Source organism: Bacteroides stercoris ATCC 43183 (assembly GCF_025147325.1).
GTDB lineage: Bacteria > Bacteroidota > Bacteroidia > Bacteroidales > Bacteroidaceae > Bacteroides > Bacteroides stercoris.
On the sequence record NZ_CP102262.1, the window covers coordinates 1 to 17,863 of the forward strand.

12 protein-coding genes are annotated in these 17,863 nt (G+C 46.9%); 4 read left to right on the forward strand and 8 right to left on the reverse strand.

Annotated features, from left to right (window positions below):
* Window positions 1–1,392, forward strand: coding sequence for a chromosomal replication initiator protein DnaA (gene dnaA / locus NQ565_RS00005; protein WP_005657328.1), 1,392 nt, complete (start codon window positions 1–3; stop codon window positions 1,390–1,392).
* A 91-nt stretch (window positions 1,393–1,483) separates the two neighbouring features.
* Here the strand turns inward: dnaA and NQ565_RS00010 are convergent, their stop codons facing one another.
* Complete coding sequence (locus NQ565_RS00010; RefSeq protein WP_016661853.1) at window positions 1,484–2,218, reverse strand: NADPH-dependent oxidoreductase; 735 nt, start codon at window positions 2,216–2,218, stop codon at window positions 1,484–1,486.
* A gap of 341 nt (window positions 2,219–2,559) precedes the next feature.
* Between NQ565_RS00010 and NQ565_RS00015 the strand changes: the two genes are divergently transcribed.
* Both NQ565_RS00015 and NQ565_RS00020 read left to right on the forward strand, forming a co-directional pair.
* Window positions 2,560–5,097: an adenosylcobalamin-dependent ribonucleoside-diphosphate reductase gene (locus NQ565_RS00015; RefSeq protein ID WP_005657331.1), complete on the forward strand. Its 2,538-nt coding sequence runs from the start codon at window positions 2,560–2,562 to the stop codon at window positions 5,095–5,097.
* Between the two features lie 130 nt (window positions 5,098–5,227).
* Window positions 5,228–7,918 (forward strand): 4-alpha-glucanotransferase, encoded by a 2,691-nt coding sequence (locus NQ565_RS00020; protein ID WP_005657332.1) that lies wholly within the window; start codon window positions 5,228–5,230, stop codon window positions 7,916–7,918.
* A gap of 403 nt (window positions 7,919–8,321) precedes the next feature.
* Here the strand turns inward: NQ565_RS00020 and NQ565_RS00025 are convergent, their stop codons facing one another.
* The 3 genes from NQ565_RS00025 to NQ565_RS00035 form a co-directional block, all read right to left on the reverse strand.
* The gene (locus NQ565_RS00025) at window positions 8,322–11,411 is read right to left on the reverse strand and encodes a DUF6562 domain-containing protein (RefSeq protein WP_005657334.1); all 3,090 of its coding nucleotides are present in this window, start codon (window positions 11,409–11,411) and stop codon (window positions 8,322–8,324) included.
* 65 nt (window positions 11,412–11,476) lie between these two features.
* Window positions 11,477–12,490: a DUF6562 domain-containing protein gene (locus tag NQ565_RS00030; protein ID WP_005657336.1), complete on the reverse strand. Its 1,014-nt coding sequence runs from the start codon at window positions 12,488–12,490 to the stop codon at window positions 11,477–11,479.
* Window positions 12,487–13,152, reverse strand: coding sequence for a DUF3575 domain-containing protein (locus NQ565_RS00035; protein WP_175455995.1), 666 nt, complete (start codon window positions 13,150–13,152; stop codon window positions 12,487–12,489). Before NQ565_RS00035 ends, NQ565_RS00030 begins: the two co-directional genes overlap by 4 nt.
* A 433-nt stretch (window positions 13,153–13,585) precedes the next feature.
* Between NQ565_RS00035 and folB the strand changes: the two genes are divergently transcribed.
* Window positions 13,586–13,966, forward strand: a complete 381-nt coding sequence (folB, locus tag NQ565_RS00040; protein WP_005657339.1) for a dihydroneopterin aldolase — start codon at window positions 13,586–13,588, stop codon at window positions 13,964–13,966.
* Window positions 13,967–14,028: 62 nt separating this feature from the next.
* On the opposite strand, the gene NQ565_RS00045 is transcribed toward folB, so the two are convergent.
* The 4 genes from NQ565_RS00045 to mtaB are packed head-to-tail and all read right to left on the reverse strand — an operon-like array spanning window position 14,029 to window position 17,861.
* Entirely contained in the window at window positions 14,029–14,547 is a 519-nt protein-coding gene (locus NQ565_RS00045; protein WP_005657341.1) for a methylglyoxal synthase, read from the reverse strand.
* 48 nt (window positions 14,548–14,595) lie between these two features.
* Window positions 14,596–15,612: a glycosyltransferase family 2 protein gene (locus tag NQ565_RS00050; protein WP_005657343.1), complete on the reverse strand. Its 1,017-nt coding sequence runs from the start codon at window positions 15,610–15,612 to the stop codon at window positions 14,596–14,598.
* The gene (locus NQ565_RS00055; RefSeq protein ID WP_040316217.1) at window positions 15,605–16,504 is read right to left on the reverse strand and encodes a lysophospholipid acyltransferase family protein; all 900 of its coding nucleotides are present in this window, start codon (window positions 16,502–16,504) and stop codon (window positions 15,605–15,607) included. The genes NQ565_RS00050 and NQ565_RS00055 overlap by 8 nt, the downstream gene beginning before the upstream one ends.
* A 34-nt stretch (window positions 16,505–16,538) precedes the next feature.
* Entirely contained in the window at window positions 16,539–17,861 is a 1,323-nt protein-coding gene (mtaB, locus tag NQ565_RS00060; protein ID WP_005657347.1) for a tRNA (N(6)-L-threonylcarbamoyladenosine(37)-C(2))-methylthiotransferase MtaB, read from the reverse strand.
* Window positions 17,862–17,863 lie beyond the last annotated feature (2 nt).

Sequence of the window (17,863 nt, forward strand, 5' to 3'; positions counted from 1 at the left end):
ATGAGTGGACAGGATCATGTCGGATTGTGGAACCGCTGTCTTGAAATCATCAGAGACAATGTTCCGGAACAGACATATAAAACTTGGTTTCTCCCCATCGTTCCCTTAAAATATGAGGATAAAACGCTCGTTGTACAAGTTCCCAGCCAGTTCTTTTACGAATTTCTGGAGGATAAATTTGTAGACTTGTTGCGTAAGACCCTCTATAAGGTAATCGGAGAGGGAACAAAGTTGATGTATAATGTTATGGTGGACAAAAGTTCACGGCCTGAAAAGACCGTCAACTACGAGTCGACCCACCGTACTATTATGCCACAAAAGCAAACGATAGATAAAGCTATTCCACAGATACCTGTTCCCGATTTGGATCCGCATCTGAATCCGGAATACAATTTCGACACGTTCATTGAAGGATATAGCAATAAACTCTCTCGTAGTGTTGCAGAAGCAGTGGCGCTCAATCCGGCTAAGACCATATTCAATCCGCTGTTTTTGTATGGAGCATCAGGTGTGGGAAAAACTCACCTTGCCAATGCCATCGGTACAAAAATCAAGGAATTATATCCGGAGAAACGCGTATTGTACGTATCTGCGCATTTATTCCAAGTACAATACACCGACTCTGTACGTAACAATACGACCAACGATTTCATCAACTTCTACCAGACTATTGACATATTGATTATTGACGATATTCAGGAATTTGCAGGCGTTACCAAAACGCAGAACACATTCTTCCATATCTTCAACCACCTGCATCAAAACGGCAAACAGCTTATTCTCACTTCAGACCGAGCTCCCGTACTGCTTCAAGGTATGGAAGAACGCTTGATTACACGTTTCAAATGGGGAATGGTGGCGGAACTGGAAAAGCCCACGGTAGAATTGCGCAAAAATATCCTGCGCAATAAGATACATCGTGACGGTTTACAATTCCCGCCGGAAGTAATTGATTATATAGCAGAGAATGTAGGTAACAGCGTGCGCGACCTGGAAGGCATTGTCATCTCCATTATGGCCCATTCTACGATATACAACAAGGAAATCGACCTGGAGTTGGCACAACGCATCGTACGCAAAGTCGTGAACTGCGAAAGCAAAGCCATAACCATTGACGACATCATCACCACCGTATGCAAACATTTTGGTTTGGAAAATGCCGCCATACATACAAAATCGCGTAAACGCGAAGTGGTGCAAGCCCGTCAGATAGCCATGTATTTAGCCAAAAAACATACAGATTTCTCTACAGCCAAGATAGGTACGCTAATCGGAAATAAAGACCATGCCACCGTACTGCATGCCTGCAAAACAATCAAGCAACTGAAAGAGGTGGACAAATCATTCCGCGCTGAAATCGAAGAAATTCAGACCGCCTTGAAAAAAGTATAAGGTACGGAATAAAAGTATAAGGTATGAGGTATAAAGTCATCATGCAAAAAACTGCATGGATACGCTTTATACCTCATACGTTATACTCAAATTAAAATCCCTGTTGTTTCATTACTTTCCAAAGGTTCTCGGACATAGCCTCGCTGTCTTTCTTTGTATAGCGTACATCCGTAAAGACCTGAGCCAATGTCTCTTTATTATTTTCTGCGATAAACTGTTTATTCTCAGGCAAAGACTCCTTATAGGCATACAGACGGTCGATATCCTCAGGAGTATAATCATGATAAGTTTCTTCATGGACAATGGCTTCCAAAGGCAGGCGGTCTACCTGTGCAGGAGTCTCTGCCGGCCAGCCTACGGTAACGGTAGTGATAGGGAAGACCAATTCGGGCAACTCCAATGCCTCAATAATCATTTGGGGGTTGTAGGTGGTAGTACCCAGATAGCAGATGCCCAAACCTTTTTCTTCGGCTGCCACACAGAATGTTTGCGCAACCAACAAAGCATCCACAGCTCCGGTAACAAACCATTCAAAATTGTTATATCCCGGTTCTGCCTTCCGCTGCTCGCACCATTTGCTAAAACGGCGCAAGTCGATGCAAAAAGTAAGAACTGCCGGCGCCGTCTTCACCATAGGCTGATTGAAATGCGCCGGTGCCAACCTGGCTTTCCGGTCAGCGTCACGGGTTACAATTACGCTATACACCTGCATGTTTCCAACCGTAGAAGCACGGAAAGAGGTTTCAAGCAAATCATTTAACAAATCAGAAGAAATATCTTTCTGCTGATACTTACGGATTGTTCTCCTTTGTTTTAGACTTTCCATTCTTTCTTTTTTCTGCAAATATATGAAAAGAAACACAGAATATCATCCAATAGTTTAGAATATGTGCAGGCATGTTTTCTAAAAAGGACAAACTACCCGAACTGTATTCGTTATGGAATTTTCTTTTTAGAAAACTTTTTGTTAATTTACAAAAAGCCATTTTATTATAAACCAACAAATTAACCGATTAAAACTGAAAACTAACAACCGGTTAATAAAAACATCAATTTTTATTTTGCCATAACAAAAAACATTCATAGATTTGCAGCCACATTTGTTAGCAATAAGTACAACTTCTACACTTTTACTTATTCATAATTAAATCTAAGAGTTATCGCATCGTGGAAAAGAAAGTTTATTCTTATGACGAAGCCTACGAAGAATCTTTACGATACTTCCAAGGCGACGAACTGGCTGCAAGGGTTTGGGTGAACAAATACGCAGTCAAAGATTCTTTCGGAAATATTTACGAAAAATCTCCGGAAGACATGCATTGGAGAATAGCCAATGAAGTAGCCCGCATCGAAGCCAAGTACCCCAACGCACTGACTTCCGAAGAACTCTTCGGCTTGTTGGACCACTTCAAATACATCGTTCCGCAAGGCAGCCCGATGACCGGAATCGGAAACAACTACCAGGTAGCTTCCCTTTCCAACTGTTTTGTGATAGGTGTGGATGGCGAGGCCGACTCATACGGTGCAATCTTCAAGATTGATGAAGAGCAGGTACAACTGATGAAACGCCGCGGCGGTGTAGGACACGACTTGTCACACATCCGCCCGAAAGGTTCTCCGGTAAAAAATTCCGCCCTGACATCAACCGGACTGGTTCCCTTCATGGAACGCTACTCCAACTCCACCCGTGAAGTGGCCCAAGACGGCCGCCGGGGTGCGCTGATGTTAAGCGTATCCATCAAGCATCCGGATTCGGAAGCCTTTATAGATGCAAAAATGACAGAAGGTAAAGTTACGGGGGCCAATGTATCCGTCAAGCTGACCGACGCATTTATGCAGGCAGCCATCGACGGCAAGCCATTCGTACAGCAATATCCCATTGACGCGGACGAACCTCTGTTCAAGAAAGAAATCAGCGCCACCGATTTGTGGAAAAAAATCGTGCACAACGCATGGAAGTCCGCCGAGCCCGGCGTACTCTTCTGGGACACCATATTAAGAGAGTCCGTACCCGATTGCTACGCGGACCTGGGTTACCGTACCGTGTCCACCAACCCTTGCGGTGAAATTCCCTTGTGTCCCTACGACTCCTGCCGTTTGCTGGCCATTAACCTATATTCATATGTAGTCAATCCGTTCAAACCGGATGCCTACTTCGATTTCGATTTGTTCAAGAAGCACGTAGCACTCGCCCAGCGCATCATGGACGACATCATCGACCTGGAACTTGAGAAGATAGAACGTATCATGGCCAAAATTGACTCCGATCCGGAAAACGAAGATGTAAAGCATACCGAAAGCGTTTTGTGGCAGAAAATCTACAAAAAGAGCGGACAAGGCCGCCGCACCGGCGTAGGCATCACCGCCGAAGGCGACATGCTTGCAGCATTGGGACTGCGTTACGGCACTGAAGAGGCTACCGAATTTGCAGAGAAAGTACACCAGACCGTAGCACTGAGCGCATACCGCTCTTCTGTGGAAATGGCTAAAGAACGCGGCGCTTTCGAAGTATACGACAGCGAACGCGAAAAGAACAACCCGTTCATCAACCGCCTGCGCGAAGCAGACCCGGAACTGTACGAGGAGATGAAGAAATACGGCCGCCGCAACATTGCCTGTCTCACCATCGCACCGACAGGCACGACAAGCCTGATGACGCAAACCACTTCCGGCATCGAACCCGTATTCCTGCCGGTATACAAGCGACGTCGCAAAGTCAATCCGAATGACGCCAACGTACATGTGGATTTCGTGGATGAAACCGGAGACGCATTCGAGGAATACATCGTATTCCATCCCAAGTTCGTCACCTGGATGCAGGCGCAAGGATACGATCCTGCCAAGCACTACACACAGGACGAGGTAGATGCACTGGTACAGAAGTCACCTTATTATAAAGCAACTTCCAATGATGTGGACTGGCTGATGAAAGTAAAGATGCAGGGACGTATCCAGAAATGGGTAGACCACTCCATCAGCGTTACCATCAACCTGCCGAACGATGTAGACGAGGAACTGGTGAACCGTCTCTATGTAGAAGCGTGGAAATCGGGATGCAAAGGCTGTACGGTATACCGCGACGGCTCACGTTCGGGCGTGCTTATCTCCACCAAAAAAGACAAAAAAGAGGAGTTGCCCCCGTGCAAACCGCCTACGGTTGTCGAAACCCGCCCGAAAGTGCTTGAAGCAGACGTTGTACGCTTCCAGAACAATAAGGAGAAATGGGTGGCATTCGTCGGTTTGCTCGACGGATATCCTTATGAAATATTTACCGGTCTTCAGGACGACGATGAAGGAATCATCCTTCCGAAGAACGTTTCAACAGGACACATCATCAAGAACGTTGACGAAAACGGCAACAAGCGTTACGACTTCCAGTTCGAGAACAAGCGCGGCTACAAGGTAACCATCGAGGGACTGTCCGAGAAGTTCAACAAAGAATACTGGAACTATGCCAAACTCATCTCCGGCGTACTGCGTTACCGCATGCCTATCGAGCAGGTAATGAAGCTGGTAAGCTCACTGCAACTGGACAGCGAGAACATCAATACCTGGAAAAACGGCGTGGAACGTGCCTTGAAGAAATACGTTACGGACGGCACCGCAGCCAAAGGTCAGAAATGCCCGAATTGCGGCAACGAGACACTGGTTTATCAGGAAGGCTGCCTTATCTGCACCACCTGCGGTACATCCCGTTGCGGATAAGGTTCAGGCAAGCACAAACGTTTGCATAGGAATTTAAATGAGATAGCCGGCAATAGCTGCATGATTATGAGGAATATTTTCTATACTTGCATAATCATTGCAGCTATTGTTGTTTCTAAATCTAATATATATGATTTTATTATTCAATATCGAGTACAGAACCAATTGGGGTGAAGAAGTCAGAGTTTCAGGCTCCATCCCCGAACTCGGAAACGAACATCCCGACAAAGCTTTGCCGCTACAGACCATAGACGGTATCCACTGGACTGCGGAAGTAAACATTGCAATGCCGGAAGACGGACTTGTCCGATACAGCTACCATATCTTCCGCGACGGCCGGCATACACGTGCAGAGTGGAACAGCCTGCCCCGTACGCTTTACCTTTCCGGAACTTCCAAGAAAACGTACCGGATACAGGATTGCTGGAAAAACCTGCCGGAGCAGCAGTATTTCTATACTTCCGCCTTTACGGAATCTCTTCTGGCACACCGCGAACGCAACGCCGCACCCAAAGGACACAAGAAAGGGCTGCTGATAAAGGCATACGCGCCCTGCATAGACAGTGACCACTGCCTGGGCATCTGCGGAAACCAGCCTATATTCGGAGAGTGGAATCCGGACAAAGCCGTGCTTATGAGTGATGCCAACTTCCCGGAGTGGCAGATAGAGGTGGATGCCACCAAAATCAGCTTCCCGCTGGAATATAAATTCATTCTATATAACAAGAAAGAACGCCGTGCCGTTTGCTGGGAAAACAATCCGAACCGGTATATGGCAGACCCGCAAACAGGCGCCAACGAGACCCTTGCTGTCGGCGACCGCTACGTATATTTCAGCCTTCCCGCCTGGAAGGGCGCAGGTGTTGCCGTGCCCGTATTCTCACTCCGCTCCGAAAAGAGCTTCGGTGTAGGTGACTTCGGCGACTTGAAGCGTATGATCGACTGGGCGGTAAGCACCAAACAGAAAGCCGTACAGATTCTACCCATTAACGACACTACCATGACGCATACATGGACGGATTCTTATCCTTATAACAGCATCTCCATCTATGCTTTCCATCCGATGTACACCGACTTGAAGCAACTGGGAACATTGAAGGACAAAAAAGCCATGGCAGACTTCAACAAACGGCAGAAAGAGTTGAATGCCCTGCCTGCCGTCGATTACGAAGCCGTCAACAAAACCAAGTGGGAATATTTTCATCTCATATTCAAGCAAGAAGGAGAAAAAGTATTGGGTTCGGCAGCTTTCCACGATTTTTTTGAATCAAACAAAGAGTGGCTGCAACCGTACGCCGTTTTCAGTTACCTGCGCGATGTTTATAAAACGCCCAACTTCCGCGAGTGGCCTAAATACAGCAGCTACGATGCCGCAGAGATTGAGAAGCTCTGCCAACCGGCATCAGCCGATTACCCGCATATAGCCATCTACTTTTATATCCAGTTCAACCTGCATCTGCAACTGCTTGCCGCTACCGAACATGCACGCGCCAATGGTGTTGTGCTGAAAGGTGACATACCCATCGGCATCAGCCGCAACAGTGTAGAAGCATGGACAGAACCCCACTATTTCAACCTGAACGGACAAGCCGGCGCACCGCCCGATGATTTCTCCGTAAACGGACAGAACTGGGGATTACCCACCTACAACTGGGATGTCATGGAAAAGGACGGCTATGCGTGGTGGATGAAGCGCTTCCGTAAAATGGCGGAATACTTCGATGCCTACCGCATTGACCATATCCTCGGTTTCTTCCGAATCTGGGAAATTCCGATGCACGCTGTGCACGGTCTGCTGGGACAATTCGTGCCCGCCCTGCCCATGACGCGTGAGGAGATAGAGAGTTACGGTCTCTCTTTCCGCGATGAGTTTCTGAAACCTTACATACACGAGTATTTCCTCGGACAGATGTTCGGCCCGCATACCGATTACGTAAAGCAGACGTTCATCGAACCGACAGATACGTGGGAAATTTACCGGATGCGTCCCGAATTCGATACCCAGCGCAAGGTAGAGGCCTACTTTGCCGGCAAAACGGATGAGGACAGCATCTGGATACGCGACGGCCTGTATGCGCTTATCAGCGACGTGCTGTTTGTGCCCGACCGCAATGACCCGTACAAATTCCACCCGCGTATCGGTGTGCAGCACGACTATATCTACCGTTCCCTGAACGATTGGGAAAAGGCTGCCTTCAACCGTCTGTACGACCAGTACTACTATCACCGCCACAACGAATTCTGGCGTGAGCAGGCTATGAACAAACTGCCGCAACTGACGCAATCTACCCGGATGTTGGTATGCGGTGAGGACTTGGGCATGATTCCCGGTTGCGTGGCATGGGTAATGAACGATTTACGCATTCTATCCCTGGAAATACAACGCATGCCCAAAGACCCGGCACAGGAGTTCGGACATCCGGACTGGTATCCGTATCGCTCTGTCTGCACCATATCCACACACGATATGTCCACCTTGCGCGGCTGGTGGGAAGAAGACTTCCAGCAGACACAACGTTACTACAACACGATGCTCGGACATTACGGTGCCGCTCCTGCCGTTGCCACACCCGAACTTTGTGAAGAGGTTGTACGCAAGCACCTGCAAAGCAATTCCATACTTGCCATCCTCTCCCTGCAGGACTGGATGTCGATGGATGGCAAATGGCGCAACCCCAATGCGCAGGAAGAACGTATCAATGTACCTGCCAATCCGCGCCACTACTGGCGCTGGCGTATGCACCTGACGCTGGAACAACTGATGAAAGCCGAAAGCCTGAACGAAAAGATAAAAGAGCTGATCGCACAAACGGGACGATAAACAGCATATTGACTGATAATGAGTAAAAAAGCGGTGGAGACCTTTTAATAGTTTTCCACCGCTTTTTTACTCATTGCATCTCCTTACATAGAATTTTCTGCTATACCCCTACTTAATAAACAGACCTATGATACCAAACAACTGACTAAATCATACAAAAACTTCCCCACGTTTCGCAACGCAGGGAAGGCAAACAAACAAAAAAACCGTATGCTCTCCGAACCGCAGAACACTTCCGTAATCCGGAAAGCAACAGTTGCATCATCTCCTCTTGCGAAAGAGACAAGTTCCATGTCCCATAAAAGGGGGGGGGGGATCAGTATCTTGTACCGTTAATAGTCAGCGAAAAATACCTATCCTAAGTAAAAAACACTTTTTCATACCAATCTTATTTAGATATTTATTATTCAGACACTACCTGATAGTTATACTGATTTCCATTCGCGGTTACACTAACATCCTGAAATTTATAACCGCTTTCCAAAGGAGCGGACTTATCACTAAAGTAGCCACCGGTAGTTTTTACGGTTCCGCTTGCTACATAAATATTCTTTCCTGTCGGGCTATAAAAGTAACCACCGGAAATCGAAGTATTGCCGCCTCCGTTATACAAGGCATAATATGTCCCCTCACAATACACCGAACCACCCGAAATATTTACTTGGGCGCCACCGATAGACTGTATAGCCTCTATATCACCGCCGCTTACGGTAAGCTTGGCAGCAGAACCTGCCGCCATTAACGCATATCCCGTTTTTATGCCGCCACATTTTACAGTACCGCCTGTAATTGTCATATCTGCATTGCCGGTATTCATCAGTGTAAATCCGGGAGCATCAAAGACTCCGGAATTGACAGTGCATTTTCCCTGATTATAAACAGCCACTCCGTTGGCATCCGTAGCTGATGTAGCAGTGAAAATGCCGCCTTCAATAATCAATTCGGCTCCGGTTTCATTCATAAGCAGGTAATCGGTAGCTTTCATGGCACCTGCACCTTTTACTGTAAGTTTACTCTTATTATTGACTTGTTGTTTTCCTACAATGAGTACGGCATTCTTCTCCAATGTCAACACCGTTTCCGCAGTAATATTTATTTCCTGACTTGATTCATTGTTCTTTGTCAGGTCTACATAGCGATAAATGGAAATATCTCCCCCGGTTCTGAGCAGGTTTGCCACGCGCTTCACCTCTATCCAACGGTCCATAATCTCACCGTCAATCACCAATTTAGTGGAGTAAGAGACATTATTTCCATTAAGATTGTAGTCACCTGCCCACCAACCTATATAATTATTGGTACGGTCACAAGTTACGGCATTTTCAAGCTGTTTATCCACTCGATTGTTCTTCAAAACAACGCTATACTTATTGTATGATTCGTCTTTCTTAGAAGTGTTTATCACATTTCCGATAAATGCATGGCAATAGGTCTGCTCCATATCAGCAACCTTATCCGTAACCTCGTCAGGAGAAGTATATATATAATTTATGGCAATATTGCTTACACTATTATTTTCGATGAGCGTATTCCGTTCGTAAGATTGCAAATAACCGATAAAACCTCCCATCATATAGGCTTCATCCATACTTGAAAGTTTATCGAGTGTTATATCCGATGCAGAACATCCGCGGATAATCAAATCTTGGCTGCTGTTGTTTACATAACCCGCCAGCCCGCCGGCCTTTTGCTCACTATATATCCTGGCATTCTTCACGTGGCAGTTTTCCACCAATCCGGCGTCCAATCGTCCTATTAATGCTGCACCACGGAAACAAGTTACTGTTGCCCCATCAATAGTAAGATCTTTCACCGTACCGTTGAGTACATAAAACAGACCACCATAATAATTTCCTTTAGTATTTGTTTTATTCGTAACATTATCAACATAAAGATTACGGATGGTGTGGTTGCCACCGTCAAACTCTTCAAGGTTGGCTTCTCCGTTTTTGAGTGCATTGTATTCTGCATTCATCGGTTCCCAAAGATTTTCACTGCTTCCGTTGAGGTCTATATCGGCAGTTAATACAATTTTCCGGCACTTCTTTTGGGTTACCAAAGCACCGGCCGCCTTAAGCTGTGCGGCAGTGGAAACGCTGTAAACAGTAACATAACCGCCGTTGTCTGTAAAGTTGATATTGTTTACCGTTCCATAAATTTCCACATTGCCTTTCTTAACGGTCAAATCTGCAACTGTAACATCTTTCCCCACAATCAGCGTATTATCCGCTGTAGTAGCCTCAACAGCCGTATAAGACTGTCCGTTCAACGTTACGGTAGATTCCGAAGCGTCAATGATTATCTTGCTGACGGAAGGAGTCGTTATATTCAGTTCCTTAGGAGCATTTTTACTATCCCCTCCGGTTTCTGTCGCATAATTAATGGTTATGTCATTCGATGTTTCAGGCAATGTTATGGATACCGCAACATCCCCGCTCTCATATTTGGGCAGTGAAATAGTGGCTGCTTCTTTCGGTGCTTCCGTTACAACCACATTAGTATTGGTTTTCAAGGCTTCAGCCACTTCGCTTACGGATGCTACCTCTATTACTTTTTCACTTAAAGCAGGAGAAGAGAATGCAGGAGTAACCATTACGTTTACCTTACCGTCAACCGTCAGTAAATTACCCGTTACATTCGTCTTGTAGTTACGCTGAACAGGTATGTTATTCAGGTCTTTCGTGGTAATCTGCTCACCGGCAGCGTTGTATACGGCAAGCGTCATATTTACCAGATGTTGTCCGCCCGCTGTATTCGGTGCAAAGAGATAGTCCACAGTCAGGTTACCGTTGGCATCCGCCACATCCGAAGCCGCTTTGTAAGCTACAGCCGTCGGTTCGCCGAGCAAGTCACCCGTGGCAGCATTAAAACCGGTATAAAGGTTCTTGAATGACAAGCCCGCCGTTACCGGAACAAATGCTTCTTTTTGATTATTAGGAATAGAAGCCAAATCTTCCGTTTTGATGTTCAACTGTCCGAACGGACGGGTCAGCTCCACATTTTCAGAAAAAGCATTAGTCACCAGCTTCTCCAGACTGGCAAAGAAAGCATCCCGCGTATCATCCTTGCTGCTTCCGTTATAATCCCCTTGCATGGAAATGTTACGAAGGTCGGCAGTGTTGTAATGCAAATCGGTCTTTATGGCATCATCTTCCACTGACTCGACGTGGTCTGCCCAGAATACGAACTTATAAGTCTGTGAAGTAACCAGGCGGACATCAAAGCCGGCCGTCAGACCATCCGATTGAATCGCACCTATCTGCCGGCTATAAAGTTCGTCGTTCAGGTAGATTTCCATGATACAACGGTTCACCGATGTACCGTCACCCGCCGTTGCAGCACGGGTTACAGCATTGTTCCCGTTCCCAGGCAACTGTACACTGAAAGAGGCGGCTACTTCGCCGTTTCTTCCGCCATTCGCCAGCTCGTCACTCTGACAGGCTGCGAATACAAGCAGGATAATACCTGCCATTAATAAAAAACACTTTTTCATGTTCGTTTTGTTTAAAATGAGACATCTGTTTATTCTGTTTGAATAAGTCATGTTTAAATAAGCCGTCAGGGAACCACCACATTTATCTCTCCGTCGAAACCGGGGTTGATACCGATGCCGGGAGCGAACTCACGGGTAAGAAACGCATCACGCACCGTAGTAATCCTATTCCGTCTGACGGGCACTTCCACGCCGCCGACCCGGTTCACCTCCTGTCCCTTTTCGTTGCAGATAACCATTTCCAGCGTAACGGAAGACTCCGTACCATTCACCAGCACATAGTCGAAAGCCAGACAAGCCTCATTGTTGGAAATAACAATGGGAACGGAAGTAAATTGTATACCTGTGACCGCCTCATTGGGACGGTTGGAAACGACATTAAAACCTGTGGGGAAATAACCGGTGTAACCCAGTTGCACCGTAAAATCTTCTATGCCTGCAGGACGGACAGACTTCATTTGTTCCAACTTGTTGAGGTACTTGATGACATCGGTAGTAATCAACTCTATTTTCGCCAGCGGACGTTCCAATTGTATCTCTTCGCGATGACGGGCTGCCAAACGGCAACGATAAGGGGTAAGGTCGAGGGTTACCTGTCCGCAAAACACATCTTTATAGTCGGTTCCACCCGTATAATCGCCTTTCAGCTTGACGGCAGCAAAATCGGAAGTGGTATAAAAACAGTCGGCAGCAGTGTTGTCGGAAACCTCGGCAGCAAGTACAAAGTCTCGCCATGCCACCACCCGATAGTTACGTGCATGAAGTTCACATTCCAATGCCACTTCTCCTGCATCTCCTTCCTCACAAATCAACTGACGGCGGAATTGCAGGCTTTGGTCGAACCTGTCATCGGCATATACTTCCACAATATAACGCACCTTGTACTTGTGCACACCGGCGGTACGTGTAGAGAACTCCGGAACATCGAACTGTGTCATATCAGCACCGGGTAGCAGGACAATTTCGGTATGTACGGTTGTAGGGTCTATCCCATCGCCTTCCGGCAATTCGCGTACGCTGCATCCTCCCCACAAGAGTGCAGACAGCAAGCTACAGACAGCCACAAACAGTTGTTTCATCGCCGGCCTCCTTTCCAATCAATACGGTAGCCCACTGAAATACCCGCATGGTCGATGCCGAAAAAATTCTTATGACGAGTATCGACATAAGCACCACCGGGAATATTGAAAAAGCGGTCATAAGCCAGATAAGCATATCCCGCTCCCAAAGAAAACTCCAGACACCAGCACCCGCCTTTTCCGAGTGAAAGCCGGTAACCGGCAGTAAGCCCCATGTTCAGCAATGGAACACCCGTATCGCTATTCTGATAGCGATATGTACTGTTCTTAAGAGCATAGTTGTAAGAAGCCACCCCGATATGCACACCGGTAAAAAGACCATCCACCTGCCCGAACCAATAACGCACTTCGGGCTGCACGCAGAAAATGCGCAGTTTGCGGGAAGAAGTAAAATAATTGAAAGGAGAATAGTAAAAAGGAATAAGGACAGAAATTGCAGGCGAAATATCATACTCCACCGCTACGTTCATAACCGTCATCCCCCACGCCACAGCATTGGTCTTCAGCAACAACGAATGGTTATTGCGCCCGATGCTCGAATTCGGACTGAATGTTCGCCCGGCGTAGTACAAGGTATCTTCCCCATTACCGGCTTTTACATACCCATCAATCGGAGTCATGAGAAATATGCACAACAGAAACAGCAACAATCTTATCTGCATAAACGTCTTATAAACTTCTGTCTGCACAGGCAGACCGGAAGCATGCGTCCTCCAAACTCCGAAAGGACCGGTTAGAAACAGAAACGTGGAGCTGCGTGCTGTTTCTAAATGGAGGCCCTAGGAATAGCCCTTTAACGAAAACAGACAGCAGTCCCACGCTACAAACGTGAGAATCCACTGTGCTGTCCTTCGTTAAATAATGAAAATTTCCTAGGTTTCCATTTAGAGGACAAAGCACAACGCTTCTAATATATTTTTCTCCTTAAAAAATCAAGCTACAGTCGCTACCGAACTTCAATGCAAAGTTATAGAAATATAATTAGAATGAAAATTTTCACGCCATTTTTTGCAAAAAAGCATAGAAATCGTGCTCCACGAGTTGTAGAACAAAAATATTATCCATAAGTTTGCATGAGAGACTATTTTTTCGTTTATGAAAAGCTACATATTTTTAGACCGGATATGCTTTTTCGCCCACCACGGTGTAGGCGAACAGGAAACACTGGCAGGTAACGAATTCACCGTCAGCCTGCGACTGCAAGTAAACATCGCACCTGCCATGCAGACCGATGATGTGGCGGATACCGTGAGCTACGCAGATGTGTATGAAGCCGTAAAGGCAGAAATGAAGGTTCCTTCCAAGCTATTGGAACATGTCGGAGGACGTATTGTGAAACGGTTGTTCGGCGACTTTCCCCAAATAGAAAATATTGAATTAAAGTTATCAAAGCGCAATCCGCCAATGGGGGCAGACATCGAAGCGGCGGGAATAGAGATTTGCATCTCACGGGAAGCGACAGCAATAGCTACTTAAAACAAAAGCAACCCTGTACAGGCACTTCGGACATCCCCGCCTCATTATATGCACAGAATGAATTATTGCTTCTTCTTTCTTTTCTTAGCCGATTCAACCGCCTCGGCAACGACTTGCTTGTTCTCGAACCTCTTGGCATAGTTGCTATAATCGGGAACAGTACGTTCATAAGTAGGATCAAGGAAGAGCGGACTCGAAATGATATGGTCTGCCGTACTGCGGTTACAGCAAAACACGATGTTCTCCACGCTGGCAAGACGGGTCAAAGCCTTAACATCGGTATCGTGCGGCTGCAAAGTCATGGGATCTGTAAAGAAGAAAAGATAATCAATTTCCCCGTCCACAATGCGCGAGCCCATTTGCTGGTCACCGCCCAAAGGACCGGATTTGAGAATGGTAAAATCCCATTCGACATCGGGATGCTTCTCTTTCAATGCTGCCAAAATAAGGGTTCCCGTAGTACCCGTACAATAGAACTTATGCCCCATAAGCAATTCCGAATTCCAAAGTACCCACTCTATGAGGTCTTTCTTCATGGCATCATGCGCCACCAGGCCAATCTTTCTAACCAATTTTTCCATAAGCAAATAACTTTTACAAAACAAACAATCAAGAATAGATAACAGTTCCTACAACTGAGAGAAAAATTTCTTCCCACACAGATAAAACCCTACCAAGATACTACTTTTTACCCGTTCGGGAATCATCGGGAGTGATGTTTTTTTCAAGTTCTCTTTACGGGCATCCGCAAACGAGGGACGGAGCAAATGGAATGCACGACGTGCGCGAAGCACTGCCCACATATTGGGAAACTGCCCTTTGAGCAGAAAACTCAAAGCCGCAACATAATCAAGCACTGCGCGCACACGCATTACAGGCCCCAATTCTTCTTGCGGCAGATTCTTATAGAGCATTACAAGATTGTTACGGAAATTGAGAAAAGTCTTATGAGGATTCTCCTTTTTCAAGGTTGCACCGCCTACATGATAAACGGTACTTTGGGGTACACAAACCAGCATCCGCCCGCGGGCACGAAGTCGCCAGCACAAGTCTATCTCTTCCATATGAGCGAAAAAACGTCCATCCAATCCGCCGGCATCCAAATAGTCTTTCCGACGGATAAACAAGGCAGCGCCTGTAGCCCAAAACACAGGAGCGACAGTATCATACTGTCCGTTGTCTTTCTCTACTGCACTCATTATCCGCCCCCGGCAAAAGGGATAACCGTAACGGTCTATAAATCCGCCGGCCGCTCCTGCATATTCGAACAGTTCCTTTTGCCGCCAACTCCGGATTTTAGGCTGGCATGCCGCAACTTCAGGATGAGCGTCCATGTAGCTTACAAGTGGCGCCAGCCAGTGTCCGGTCACTTCCACATCGGAATTAAGCAGCACCACATACTCTGCGGACACCTGCTGCAAGGCAAGGTTGTACCCTTCGGCAAAACCGAGGTTCTCTTTTAATATAATAAGATGCACGTCAGGAAACTCTTGGCGAAGCATATCAACGGAAGCATCTGTCGAACCGTTATCCGCCACATAAATTTTCGCACCTTCCGTCTTGGAATAGCGCACTACGGAAGGAAGAAACGAACGAAGCATTTCACACCCATTCCAGTTCAATATGACAACAGCAATCTTATCCATGTTGTATGGTATCCTCACGCTTTAGTTTCCAACGCTTATGCGACCAGAACCAATAGGGCGGTTCGCGACGGATTGTCTGTTCCAGGCGACGGGCAAAACATTCCGTTATCTCACCGTCGGCAGTCGCTTTCGGAGTTTCGGTTATCAGATCAAAACGAACCCGGCAATATCCCCTTCCCTGCTTTTGCAGTTCACAGTAGAATACAGGAAAGTCCATAAGTTTGGCAATACGTTCGGCACCATCCATAAAGACGGTATCCTGATTCAGGAAAGTTGTCCAGTAATGCGCCTCGTTAGGATTGGGCGACTGGTCGGTTATCATACCTACCGCCACACGCTTGTTGTCACGGCACAGTTTTATAATCTCGCGCGCCGTAGAATGTTTGGCCACATTGTAACCGCCAAAACGGGTACGGATGCGTTTAAACATAGCATCCATATATTTATTATGCAACGGTTTATAGATTTGCACCGGTATATCTCCCTCTTGCATGATACTGCTCATTCCCGTAATCCACTCAAAGTTAGCATAGTGCGGTATCAGCAACACAATACCCCCATGTTTTTCAATCATGGCAAGATACTCTTCCTTATTGTCATATTCCATGCGTCGGCAGAGCTCCTTGAAAGACATACGCAGCATCTTCACCTCCTCCAACATATAATCACAGATATAACGGTAGAACTCACGCTCTATATCCCGCAGTTCAGCCGCGGATTTTTCAGGAAACGCATTGCACAAATTAGCACGTACTACTCTGCGCCGATAGTGCACGACGTGATGCATCAAAAAACAAAGCCCGTCGGACAGTATATAAAGTACCTTAAAAGGCAATAAGGCCAACAACCACATGCCCGCATAAGTCAACCAATAAATCAATCTTGATTTCACCTTGTCAATTCCTTATTACAGATTACTGAGTAAATCACTTATCGCCAAACGCTCCCGAAAGCGCCGTGCCTTCTTCATTAAAATCGCCCATACGCACCGGAATTACCTGATTATCCAACGCATCATCATGCGGCACTTCCACCCGGATGTAATTCGGAGTGAAACCGTGCATCGGCGTTCCCGGTTTAGAACGTTCCAACAGCACAGGCATTGTCTGCCCGATATGGCGGGCATAAAACGCACGTGTCTTTTCGTCCGACAAATCCAGCAGAAGCCGGCTGCGTCTGTGCTTTTCCTCGGAAGACACCACATGCTCTATCTTCAAAGCCTGCGTACCCGGACGTTCGGAATAGCTGAACACATGAAGCTGCGTCACATCCAGACTTTGAATAAACCGGTATGCCTGCTCAAAGTATTCTTCCGTTTCTCCACGTGTTCCTACAATCACGTCCACACCGATAAAGGCATCGGGCATCACTTCCTTTATCCGCTTCACTTTAGAAGCAAACAACGCCGTATCATATCGTCTGCGCATCAGTTTCAGCACTTCATCACTACCCGATTGCAACGGAATATGGAAATGAGGCATAAACCGCTTGGAACGGGATACGAACTCAATGATTTCGTCCGTCAGCAAGTTAGGTTCAATAGAAGATATGCGATAGCGCTCAATGCATTCCACATCGTCCAACGCCTTTACCAGGTCGAAGAAGGTTTCTCCCGTCGACTTACCGAAATCGCCGATATTTACCCCTGTCAATACAATCTCCTTACCGCCTTCGGCGGCTGCCTGACGAGCCTGTTCCACCAAAGATGCGATGCTTCCGTTACGACTGCGGCCGCGGGCAAAAGGAATGGTGCAATAAGAACAGTAATAATCGCAACCGTCCTGCACTTTCAGGAAGAAGCGGGTACGGTCGCCACGCGAACACGACGGAGCGAACGAACGGATATCTTTCAAGGCAGAGGTATGTGCCTCTCCGCTTTCGTGCTTCCGCAAATCGCCCAGATACTGAAGCAGGTCTTTCTTCTGCTCCGCACCCAGCACTACATCCACACCTTCTATCTTTGCTACGGCATCCGGCTTCAACTGGGCATAGCACCCCGTTACCACCACAAAAGCTCCCGGATGCTGCTTCACCAAACGATGAATTGCCTGGCGGCACTTCTTATCCGCCACTTCGGTGACCGAACAGGTGTTTACCACACATATATCCGCCTTCTCTCCCTTGCGCACCGTACGCACGCCTGCCTCCCGCAAAACCTTACCGATAGTCGAAGTTTCCGAGAAATTCAGTTTACACCCCAACGTATAGTAAACCGCTGTCTTATCTTGAAATATACTGGTATCTATCATGA